The organism is Streptomyces sp. NPDC059564, assembly GCF_042735575.1.
Taxonomy (GTDB): Bacteria; Actinomycetota; Actinomycetes; order Streptomycetales; family Streptomycetaceae; genus Streptomyces.
The window spans coordinates 1-8,894 of the sequence record NZ_JBHWBP010000321.1; the positions used below are offsets into that span (position 1 = coordinate 1).

Genomic DNA, 8,894 nt, shown 5'->3' on the forward strand with positions numbered 1-8,894 from the left:
CGGTGCACCCGAACGGGGCACCCCGGTGAGGACGGCCGGACGCCCGAGCGCCCCGGGCTCAGACCTTCCCGAGGTCCGAACTCACCCACCGCTGCGGGCGCATGTGGATCACGACCTGCTCCCCGTGTTCCTTCCAGGCGAAGTCGACGTAGCCTTCGACCTTCTCCGCCGGGAGGTACCGCGAGGAGATCTCCACCAGCTGCTCGCGCGTGGCCGGCACGGTCTCGACGACCGGCCCCTCGACGGACACGTACCGGATCGTCGGCTCCAGCCGGTCCACCATCAACGTGAACCGCCCTGCGGCCCGGATGAGTTCGGCCTTGCGCGAGTCCCGGCCGGTCATGATCCAGATGTCGCCGCCGGGAGCGTACTGGTACCAGATCGGGACCGCCAGCGGCGCACGGTCACCTTCCGGGCCCCCGCTCACCGCGAACGCGGCGACATGGGGTTCGGCGAGGAACTGCTCACGGTCGGTACGGGACAGAGCCACGGCACACTCCTTCAACAGGGGATGCTTCCTTCCCCGCGAGAACGCCGCCCCGCCTCGCGGCCATTCCCGCCCTGCCACCCGTACGGCCCAGCGGCGGTCCGGGCACGCACCGCGTGCGCGGGATGCCGTCAGGCGGGCTGCCAGAGTTCGATCCGGTTGCCTTCGGGATCGGTGACCCAGGCGAATCGGCCGACACCCTCCATCTCCTGCCTTTCCTCGGCCACGTCCGCGCCCTTGGCGCGCAATTGCGCGAGCATCGCGTCCAGGTCGCGGACCCGGAAGTTGAGCATGGTCTGCTGGGCGCGGGATCCGAAGTAGTCGGTCCCGGACTCGAACGTCGCGAACACCGTCGGCCCGGCTCCCTGATGCCACAGGCCGTTCTCATCGCCGTCCAAGCCCAGGCAGTCGCGGTACCACGCACTCAGGGCCGCCGGGTCGGCGGCCCGCATGAAGTATCCGCCGATTCCAAGCACATGTTCCATGCCGCTATGGTGCCAGGACGTCGATCGGGCGGGCGGGCACCACACCATCGCCGGCTTCCCCGAGCGCACGCCGGTAGCGGAGCTCGGTGAGCGTGACGTCGTCGTAGACGTCCTCTTGAGTGCCGCCGTCAGGCCGGTAACCGGCTCGTTCGTAGAAGCGACGGGCCTGCTGGTTGTCGCCGAGAACCCACAGCGCCGAGGTCCGGAACCGCTGCTCCTCCATGCGCGCGTGGACCTCGCCGAGGAGAGCACGGCCCACGCCCCGGCCGATGAGGTCGGGGCGAACGTAGAAGGCGTAGATCTCACCTGCCCGTCCCGCACCATGCGGCTGCCCTCGGTACGGACCGAAGCTGATCCATCCCACGAGGCCGCCCGAGTCGAGGGCGACGAGGTCCGTCGACTGCCGATGCGGCCGGGAGAACCACTCCCGTCGCTGTTCGGCATCGCCCTGGATCGTCATCGCGTCCAGGTACGCCTGCGGAACGATCCCGGCATAGGCGGCCTGCCAGCCGCGCACCCGGATCGCCGAGACGGCCTCGACGTCGGCTTCGTTCATCTCTCTCACCTGCACCATCACGCCACCGTAGGGCCGCCGGTGGGTGAGCACGAACTGCTTTGCCTACCGCACGCCGACGTGCCGCGCCGTGGGTGCGGCGGTGGGGCCGTAGAGCCCAGGGCGGTGCCAGAGGTCGGCCCAGTGGTCCAGCCGCGCGACGCGGTGGTCCGGGCGTCGAGTGGTCAAGGTATTCGATTCTCGATCGATCGAAAGCAATTACCGTGTATCGGACCGTTCGAAGGAGGACACCGTGCCCACGGCACAGTATTGGATCGACGCCCTCGGCCTTGAAGCGCACGTGGAAGGCGGGTACTTCCGGCGGACCTTCCAGGCCGACCACCGCCCGCCGCTACGGACGCCCGACGGCGACCGCCACACCCTGACATCGATCCACTATCTGCTCACCCACTGGTCGCCGATCGGGCATTGGCACCTCAACCGGTCCGACATCCTGCATTTCCACCACGACGGCGACCCGGTCACCTACCACCTGCTCCACCCGGACGGCCGTCACAGCACCGCCGTACTCGGCCCGGATCCGAGCCGGGGGCAGCTCCTCACCCTGGCCGTCCCCGGGGGGATCTGGAAGGCGTCCCACCTCACCATCGGGGACCACGCCCTGATCAGCGAAGCCGTCGCCCCCGGATTCGACTTCGCCGACATGACCCTGGGCCGGCCCGACGACCTGCTGCGACGCTTCCCCGGCCACGCCGAGCTGATCCACCGCTACTGCCACCCGGCCGAGCCCACCGGCTAATGGCTCGGAGGCGGCCCGCTTCAACGACCTCGAACTCCAGGGGCTGGGCCACACGTCCACGCCGACCGTGCCGTTCATCCCCGGTCTCGGGACGATCGAGAACGTGAACCAGGTCCGGCGGTACCTGCGGGTGGTCCTGCACACCTTCAACACGGGCTGGAACCGCCCCGATGCCTCATACGACGAACTCTGACCGAGGCCGTATTCTCGCCCGGGGCAGGAAGAGCGGAGGACGGGTGCGGGTGGCGGGCAGTGGAGGGGCATCGGGGCAGGGGCGTACGTCGTTGAGCGCGCAGGCGCGCGAGGCGGTGCGGGAGCGCATCGTCGACCGTCGCTACCCGATGGGCTCACGCCTGGTGGAGCGGGAGGTCGCCGAGGAACTGCGGATGTCACGGGTCCCGGTGCGCGAGGCGTTGCGCGCCCTCGTCGCCGAGGGCCTGCTGGAGCTGCTGCCGAACAGCGGGGTGCGGGTGCGCCGGCTGGAACGCCCCGACGTGCGGTGCCTGTACGAGGTGTGGGAGCCGCTCGCCGTTCAGGCGTCGCGGCTCGCCGCACGGACGGTGGCGTCGGCCCGTCCGGAGGACCTGCCGGGTCTGGCCGCCCTGCGGAGCTCTCTGGAGCGGGCCGAGCAGGCGGCCACGGCGGACGAAGGGCCGCGGGAGGTGGCCGAGCACACCGCGTTCCACGAGGAGATCGTGGCACTGAGCGGCAACCCGCTGCTGGCGCGCACGATGGAGCAGCTGAACTGGCAGCTTCGCCTCCTGTTCGGCATGCGGGCGGAGCCCGAGCACATGCGGGCACAGCACGCGGACATCTTCCGGCACATCGCGGCGGGCGACGAGGAGTCCGCCGCGGCGAGCACACTGCTGCACGTACGGGACAGTCGCTCGGTGGCGTTCCAGTCGCTCTTCGGTGACACAGGTTTGTATACCAAGAAGGATTGATGACGGGCTAGACCTCAGCTGAATCCCGGGATCCTTGCCACCTTCTCCCCGCTTGGTATACAAACTGGGGACCAGGCATCCTCCCCTGCCTCAAGGAGATCCGCCATGCCTCCCCCGCCCCTGTCCCGCCGCGGTGTCCTCGCCGGAGCGGCCGCCCTCGGCACTGCGGCGCTCCCCCCGACCGCGGCCCGAGCCCAGCCTCAGCCCAGCCGCCCCAAGAAGGCCGTGGTCTTTCGCGACGTACGTCCCCTCGGCGCGCAGCGGCCCGTGGACCTCGTGGTGGTCGACGGCCGCATCTCCGACGCCCCTGCGCCCAAGGGCGCCGCGGTGGTGGACGGCGGTGGCCGCCTGGCGCTGCCCTCGCTCGTGGACGCGCACATCCACCCCGACAAGACGAGCTGGGGCGGCGCCTGGGTGTCGCGCAAGCCGGCCGCCGGCATAGCCGAGTACTGCGCCCAGGACGTGGAGCTGTTCCACGCGCAGCGCAGGCCGGTCGGGGAGCGGGCGTACGCGCTGATGTCGCACGCGGTGACGCGCGGCACCCGGGCCATGCGCGCCCACGCCGATGTGGCACCCGCGTACGGCCTGGCCGGTGTCGAGGGCGTCGCCCAGGCCCGGGAGCGCCTCGCCGACGCGCTCGACGTACAGATCGTGGCGTTCCCCCAGCACGGCGTGGTCCGCACCCCGGGCACGGCCGGGCTCCTGGAGGACGCGGCACGCAACGGTCTCGTCGACATGATCGGCGGCATCGACCCGATCAGCTTCGACCACGCCCTCGACGAGCAGCTCGACCTGGTCTTCCGGCTCGCGGACCGGTACGGCGTCGGTGTGGACATCCACCTCCACGACCGGGACGAGAAGGGTACGCGCGTCCTGCGCGCCATCGTCGAACGCACCCGGGCGCTGTCGCTGCGCGGCAAGGTGACGGTCAGCCACGTCTTCTGCCTGCCGTTCCTGTCGGAGCCCGCGCTCGACACGATGGCCGCCGATCTGGCCGACCTGGACATCGCCCTGACGACGGTGGCCCCGAACGAGTCCCTGGTCCTGCCCGTCGCCAAGCTGCGGGAGCACGGAGTGCGGGTGGGTCTGGGCTCGGACGGCGTCCGTGACTCCTGGAGTCCGTTCGGCAACGCCGACATGCTGCACCGCGCGCACATCCTGGGCTGGATCACCGACGCCCGCCTCGACGAGGAGCTGACGTCCTGCTACACCGTGGGCGCGCACGGCGGCGCCGACGTGATGGGCCTGCCGCACGCCGACTTCACGCCGGGCGCCCCGGCGGACTTCGTGCTGGTCAAGGGCGAGTGCGTGCCCCAGGTCGTGGTCGACATGCCGCAGCGCGACCTGGTGGTGCACGGTGGCCGGATCGTGGCCCGGGACGGCGGCCTGGTGTAGGCGGTGCCGGAGGCCGGGGCGGAGCGGCCCCGCCCCCGCCCCCGGCATGGCCGTCCCGGCGTATCAGGCGGAGTCCGCGTCGCCGAAGCGCCGCTGGAACTTGGCGACCTGGCCCTCAGGGTCGATCGCGCGTGCCCGCCCGGTGTGGAAGGGATGGCTCTCCGACGAGATCTCCACGTCGATGACGGGGTACGTGTTCCCGTCGTCCCACTCGATGGTCTCGTCGCTGCTCGCCGTGGACCGGGTGAGGAAGGCGAAGCCCGCGGATCGGTCCCGGAACACGACCGGGGCGTAAGAAGGGTGCTTGTCCTTCGGCATGTCGTCTCCTCGGATCAGAAGTCGTGCGGGGCCGGTGACTCCGGTTATGAAACGAACACGAAGGAAGCTAGCAGTGGACGGGGCGGTCCACACCGCCGCCAGGCGTCGGCCATGCGGGCGACTTGTGTCCGCGCTCCGCGTCCCGGCCCGGCCCGGCGGGCGGGGAAGCGTCGACTTCGGATCTTTCCCGGAAGCGGCGCATCGGCCGTCCGAGGTGCGAGACCCCGGTGGGCCCGGACGACCTCGTGATGGTGACCAACGGGTCGATGACCGCCGACTCCACCCTGGGCCACGGAAGCGGCGCCGGTCCTGGACACCTCGCGTTCCGCGGGCTCCTGGCGGCTGTGGGAGACCCTGGCCGCCAAGCGGCCCGGGCTCGGCGACCCGAGCGTCTTCGACTCCTCGGTGGCGGACTCGACCTGGGAGTCGTTCACGCCCTCTTCCCCGGGCACGAGGGGGACTTCGCCACGAAGCCCACGCCGCAGTGCACGGGCCGGGAGATCCTGGACGAGGCGCTCTCCCACCTGCGCTTCGAGCAGCGCCCGCAGATCCTCGACCAGTCCATCCCCCGGCACACCCCCCGATGTGCGCCGGAACGTCAACGGCCGTTCGGGTCACCGCCCTCGCGGCGCCTGCGCCTGCGCTGGCCGAGGACCCCCGCCAAGCCGATCAATCCGCCTGTGATCGCGCCGCTCACCAGGAGGCGCAGCAGGTCTTCCATCGAATACTCCCCTCCGTGTCGGGTTCACCGTCGCTACGAACGGGGACACTATCGACCTGCGGACGGCCTGGCTTGGACAAATTTGACCTCGCCCCTCACAAGGCGAGCGCTCCCTCGGCCACGCGAGCGGCGGCCATCCGGCCGGGGGTGGTCTCGGCCAGCGCACGGAACTCGCGGTTGAGGTGGGCCTGGTCGTAATAGCCACAGGCGGCGGTCACTTCGGCGGGATTCGCTCCCTCGTGGGTGAGCAGCCTCATGGCGCGATGGAAGCGCAGTACCCGGGCGGACGTCTTCGGTGTCAGGCCGATCTGTTCGGTGAACCGGCGGACCAAGTGGCCCTGGCTCCAGCCCACTTCGGCCGCGATCCGGCCGACCGGTATCGCCCCGCCGGCGCGGGACAGCAGGCGCCAGGCGTGGCTCACCTCGGGCGACGGATGCGGTCCGCGCTCGAGCCGGGCCGACAACGCGATGTCCAGCAGGTCGAACCGGGCGCCCCAGTCACTGGTGGCCGACAGTTGCTCCACCAGCATCCCGGCACCGGGGCCGAGGACGTCGCGCAGTTCGACCACCCTGTTGGTCAACTCGCTCATGGGCAGCGCGAACAGCCGAAACGCGCCCAGTGGGGTCAGTTCGAGCCGGATCGCCTCCTGGCCGCCGGGGTGGTCACACACCCGGGGCCCGTCCTCGAGCCCCGCGACCAGCGAGCCGGTCACCTGGATGCCCGGGCTCGCGTCCTCCAGGCGGCGGACTTGGGTGAACGGCTCCCCCAGGTTGATCACGACCACGGCGCGACCCGTGGGAACCAGCCGCACGCGGTAGGGCGAGGCCGTCGCCTCCCAGTAACCCGCATAGCTGTGCACGATCGGCCGTAACTGGGGAGGCCACGGCCGGGTCACCCGCCACCGGCCACCCACCCGTGTCACCTCCAGCCCCTGACCGGCTGTGACTGTGCTTGCGACCACCGGCATGTCCCCTCGATCTCGGTCTTCTGCGAGTCAACTCGGTTGTGGGCGGGCAAGGATGCGATTGTCCGGGCCGGCGCGTGCCCGGGCCGACCGCACGGATGAGGAGTACCAGTGTCCACGATCAAGGGCTCAGTGAAGTGGTTCAACGAGTCGAAGGGGTTCGGCTTCATCACGCCGGAAGACGGCAGTAAGGACGTCTTCGTGCACTTCTCCGCGATCTCCACGAACGGGTTCAAGACGCTGGCGGAAGGCCAACGCGTGGAGTTCGAGATCACGAGCGGCGCCAAGGGGCCATCGGCCGCCAACGTCATCGCGATCTAGCCGACGGCTGAGCGGGCGTACCGATCCGTGCCGTGTTCCTTCCGGTCGGCACGCCCGCCACTCGGCGGCCCTCGGCTTCGCCGCCGCGCCGGTCACGGGCGGGTGGCTGCGCCGCCGCTACCATGCGGGCCATGCCGGACGCACCGACCCGCGTTGAGCCGTTCGCCCCTCGTGCCGAGCCCGGGGCGCTGGAGGACCTGCGCGCCCGACTGCGGGCGACGCGGTGGCCGGACGCGCCCGGGGACGCCGGGTGGTCGTTCGGGGCCGACCTCGGCTACCTCCGCGAGCTCGTCGCCTACTGGGCGGACGGGTTCGACTGGTCGGCGCAGGAGGCGGCGCTCGCCCGGCTCCCCCGCTTCCGCGTCCCGCTCGGCGGCCTCGGGATCCACTTCGTGCACGCCCGCGCCGTCGCGCCGGCCGGGCCCGTGCTGCCGCTGGTCCTCAGCCACGGCTGGCCGGACTCGTTCTGGCGCTACTCGAAGGTCGTCCCGCTCCTGACGGACCCCGGCGCGCACGGCGCCGATCCCGCCGACGCGTTCGACGTGGTCGTGCCCGACATGCCGGGCTTCGGGTACTCCGACCGCCCCACCGGCCCGCCCCTCGACGCCATCGCCGTCGCAGGCCTGTGGGCCGAGCTGATGGACGTCCTCGGCTATGCGCGGTTCGGCGCGGCGGGCGGGGACCTCGGCAGCCACGTGAGCCGCTACCTGGCCCTCGACCACCCCGACCGGGTCGTGGCCGTCCACCGCACCGACGCGGGCCTGCCCGTCTTCACCGGCGACCCCGCCGACCTCGCCCCCGAGGAGCGCGCCTGGCTCGAAGGCGCCGCGGCCTGGGGCGCCGCCGAAGGCGCGTACGCCGCGATCCAGCGCACGAAGCCCCAGACCGCCGCCTTCGGGCTCACCGACTCGCCGGCCGGGCTCGCGGCGTGGATCGTCGAGAAGCTGCGGGCGTGGAGCGACTGCGGCGGAGACGTCGAGCGGAGCTACACGAAGGACGAGATCCTCACGAACGTCACCCTCTACTGGCTCACCGGGACGATCGGTTCGTCGATGCGCATGTACCGCGCGAACGCCGCGATCCCGCCCGCTCAGCACGCCCGCCGGGTGGAAGTGCCGTCCGGCTTCTCGCTGTTCCGCGGTGACGTCGTCCGCCCGCCGCGGGCATGGCTCGAACGCACGGCGAACGTCGTACGTCTGAGCGAACCCGAACGCGGCGGGCACTTCGCGCCGTTCGAAGAGCCCGAGCTCTACGCGGAGGAACTGCGCGCGTTCTTCCGCCCCTACCGGGCCGCGGCAACGGGCGTCTTGGGGTAGCGCCGGGTCAGGGGGTGGCTGGCCAGCCGTGTTCGAGGAGGTCGAAGGCGCGGGTGACGGCCTCCCGGGCGTCGCCGTCGCCGTCGTCCCGTACGACGTGGGGGGCTTCGAGGGCGAAGTGGGCCAGCGCCGCGCACAGGGCGTCGTCGGGGGGAGCGCCGATGTCGGCGGCGATGGTCCGGGCCAGGGCGGTGGCGTGGCGCAGCCACATGCGCTGTCCGTACGCGCGCAGGGCCGGGGTGGCCTCGACCAGGCGGACGAACGCGGCGAATTGCCCGTCGGTGCCCCCGGCGCCGGCCCGGTGGCGCAGGGCGTGCTCGCGCAGGGCCGCGGGGACGGACTGTCCGGCGGGCCGGTCGGTGACGGCGGCCAGCAGCCGGGCTTCCTGGTCGGCGTCCTCGTCGAACACGAGGGCTTCCTTCACGGGGAAGTGCTTGAACAGGGTGGTGGTGGAGACGTCGGCCGCGTCCGCGATCTCCCGGATGCCGACCTCGTCGTAGCCGCGGTCGAGGAACAGGCGCAGGGCCGCGTCCGCGAGCGCTCGGCGGGTGGCGGCCTTCTTGCGTTCGCGGCGCCCGGTCGGCTCCTGCGGTGCGCCGGTCTGCGTCTCGTTCATGCCGCCACCCTAC

The 8,894-nt window shown here is 71.6% G+C and carries 14 protein-coding genes and 2 pseudogenes; 8 read left to right on the forward strand and 8 right to left on the reverse strand.

From position 1 onward, the window contains the following. Nucleotides 1-58: 58 nt before the first annotated feature. From ACFV0Q_RS33440 to ACFV0Q_RS33455, 4 genes are all read right to left on the reverse strand, one after another. Nucleotides 59-490 carry a pyridoxamine 5'-phosphate oxidase family protein gene (locus tag ACFV0Q_RS33440; protein WP_385010548.1) on the reverse strand — a complete coding sequence of 144 codons (432 nt, stop codon included), beginning with the start codon at nucleotides 488-490 and terminating at the stop codon, nucleotides 59-61. A 128-nt stretch (nucleotides 491-618) separates the two neighbouring features. Then, nucleotides 619-972 (reverse strand): VOC family protein, encoded by a 354-nt coding sequence (locus tag ACFV0Q_RS33445; protein ID WP_385010550.1) that lies wholly within the window; start codon nucleotides 970-972, stop codon nucleotides 619-621. Nucleotides 973-976: 4 nt separating this feature from the next. Continuing rightward, the gene (locus ACFV0Q_RS33450; protein ID WP_385010552.1) at nucleotides 977-1,546 is read right to left on the reverse strand and encodes a GNAT family N-acetyltransferase; all 570 of its coding nucleotides are present in this window, start codon (nucleotides 1,544-1,546) and stop codon (nucleotides 977-979) included. A gap of 45 nt (nucleotides 1,547-1,591) precedes the next feature. Then, a complete protein-coding gene (locus ACFV0Q_RS33455; protein WP_385010554.1) occupies nucleotides 1,592-1,714 on the reverse strand; it encodes a hypothetical protein in 123 nt (40 codons plus the stop codon). A gap of 64 nt (nucleotides 1,715-1,778) precedes the next feature. Between ACFV0Q_RS33455 and ACFV0Q_RS33460 the strand changes: the two genes are divergently transcribed. The 4 genes from ACFV0Q_RS33460 (at nucleotide 1,779) to ACFV0Q_RS33475 (ending at nucleotide 4,624) form a co-directional block, all read left to right on the forward strand. Further along, on the forward strand, nucleotides 1,779-2,285 hold the full coding sequence (locus ACFV0Q_RS33460) for a cupin domain-containing protein (RefSeq protein WP_385010556.1): 507 nt from the start codon (nucleotides 1,779-1,781) through the stop codon (nucleotides 2,283-2,285). 67 nt (nucleotides 2,286-2,352) lie between these two features. Further along, nucleotides 2,353-2,478, forward strand: coding sequence for a hypothetical protein (locus ACFV0Q_RS33465; RefSeq protein WP_385010558.1), 126 nt, complete (start codon nucleotides 2,353-2,355; stop codon nucleotides 2,476-2,478). Continuing rightward, nucleotides 2,456-3,229: a GntR family transcriptional regulator gene (locus ACFV0Q_RS33470; protein ID WP_385010560.1), complete on the forward strand. Its 774-nt coding sequence runs from the start codon at nucleotides 2,456-2,458 to the stop codon at nucleotides 3,227-3,229. Before ACFV0Q_RS33465 ends, ACFV0Q_RS33470 begins: the two co-directional genes overlap by 23 nt. A gap of 105 nt (nucleotides 3,230-3,334) precedes the next feature. After that, nucleotides 3,335-4,624, forward strand: coding sequence for an amidohydrolase family protein (locus ACFV0Q_RS33475; protein ID WP_385010562.1), 1,290 nt, complete (start codon nucleotides 3,335-3,337; stop codon nucleotides 4,622-4,624). A gap of 63 nt (nucleotides 4,625-4,687) precedes the next feature. On the opposite strand, the gene ACFV0Q_RS33480 is transcribed toward ACFV0Q_RS33475, so the two are convergent. Next, nucleotides 4,688-4,942, reverse strand: a complete 255-nt coding sequence (locus tag ACFV0Q_RS33480) for a type B 50S ribosomal protein L31 (protein ID WP_385010564.1) — start codon at nucleotides 4,940-4,942, stop codon at nucleotides 4,688-4,690. A 309-nt stretch (nucleotides 4,943-5,251) separates the two neighbouring features. Between ACFV0Q_RS33480 and ACFV0Q_RS33485 the strand changes: the two are divergent. Further along, nucleotides 5,252-5,310 (forward strand): annotated as a pseudogene (locus ACFV0Q_RS33485) (hypothetical protein); the annotation flags it as partial. Then, nucleotides 5,287-5,514: pseudogene (locus ACFV0Q_RS33490) on the forward strand (oleate hydratase); the annotation flags it as partial. The pseudogenes ACFV0Q_RS33485 and ACFV0Q_RS33490, both read left to right, overlap by 24 nt. Before the next feature lie 26 nt (nucleotides 5,515-5,540). Here the strand turns inward: ACFV0Q_RS33490 and ACFV0Q_RS33495 are convergent. After that, entirely contained in the window at nucleotides 5,541-5,663 is a 123-nt protein-coding gene (locus ACFV0Q_RS33495) for a hypothetical protein (RefSeq protein ID WP_385010574.1), read from the reverse strand. Nucleotides 5,664-5,758: 95 nt separating this feature from the next. Beyond that, nucleotides 5,759-6,631 (reverse strand): helix-turn-helix domain-containing protein, encoded by an 873-nt coding sequence (locus ACFV0Q_RS33500; protein ID WP_385010566.1) that lies wholly within the window; start codon nucleotides 6,629-6,631, stop codon nucleotides 5,759-5,761. A gap of 108 nt (nucleotides 6,632-6,739) precedes the next feature. Here ACFV0Q_RS33500 and cspE point away from each other — a divergent pair, with 108 nt between their 5' ends. Together cspE and ACFV0Q_RS33510 are read left to right on the forward strand one after the other, a co-directional pair. Then, nucleotides 6,740-6,949 (forward strand): transcription antiterminator/RNA stability regulator CspE, encoded by a 210-nt coding sequence (cspE, locus tag ACFV0Q_RS33505; protein ID WP_385010568.1) that lies wholly within the window; start codon nucleotides 6,740-6,742, stop codon nucleotides 6,947-6,949. A 131-nt stretch (nucleotides 6,950-7,080) separates the two neighbouring features. Next, nucleotides 7,081-8,265: an epoxide hydrolase family protein gene (locus ACFV0Q_RS33510; protein WP_385010570.1), complete on the forward strand. Its 1,185-nt coding sequence runs from the start codon at nucleotides 7,081-7,083 to the stop codon at nucleotides 8,263-8,265. Between the two features lie 7 nt (nucleotides 8,266-8,272). Here ACFV0Q_RS33510 and ACFV0Q_RS33515 read toward each other — a convergent pair whose 3' ends face one another. Further along, the gene (locus ACFV0Q_RS33515) at nucleotides 8,273-8,881 is read right to left on the reverse strand and encodes a TetR/AcrR family transcriptional regulator (protein WP_385010572.1); all 609 of its coding nucleotides are present in this window, start codon (nucleotides 8,879-8,881) and stop codon (nucleotides 8,273-8,275) included. Between the last annotated feature and the right edge of the window lie 13 nt (nucleotides 8,882-8,894).

Excerpts from the sequence above, each read along its gene's own strand:
- ACFV0Q_RS33445 (WP_385010550.1), bottom strand. The coding sequence starts at position 972 with ATGGAACATGTGCTTGGAATCGGCGGATACTTCATGCGGGCCGCCGAC.
- ACFV0Q_RS33450 (WP_385010552.1), bottom strand. The coding sequence starts at position 1,546 with ATGGTGCAGGTGAGAGAGATGAACGAAGCCGACGTCGAGGCCGTCTCG.
- ACFV0Q_RS33470 (WP_385010560.1), top strand. The coding sequence starts at position 2,456 with ATGCCTCATACGACGAACTCTGACCGAGGCCGTATTCTCGCCCGGGGC.
- ACFV0Q_RS33475 (WP_385010562.1), top strand. The coding sequence starts at position 3,335 with ATGCCTCCCCCGCCCCTGTCCCGCCGCGGTGTCCTCGCCGGAGCGGCC.
- ACFV0Q_RS33480 (WP_385010564.1), bottom strand. The coding sequence starts at position 4,942 with ATGCCGAAGGACAAGCACCCTTCTTACGCCCCGGTCGTGTTCCGGGAC.
- ACFV0Q_RS33495 (WP_385010574.1), bottom strand. The coding sequence starts at position 5,663 with ATGGAAGACCTGCTGCGCCTCCTGGTGAGCGGCGCGATCACAGGCGGA.
- ACFV0Q_RS33500 (WP_385010566.1), bottom strand. The coding sequence starts at position 6,631 with ATGCCGGTGGTCGCAAGCACAGTCACAGCCGGTCAGGGGCTGGAGGTG.
- ACFV0Q_RS33510 (WP_385010570.1), top strand. The coding sequence starts at position 7,081 with ATGCCGGACGCACCGACCCGCGTTGAGCCGTTCGCCCCTCGTGCCGAG.
- ACFV0Q_RS33515 (WP_385010572.1), bottom strand. The coding sequence starts at position 8,881 with ATGAACGAGACGCAGACCGGCGCACCGCAGGAGCCGACCGGGCGCCGC.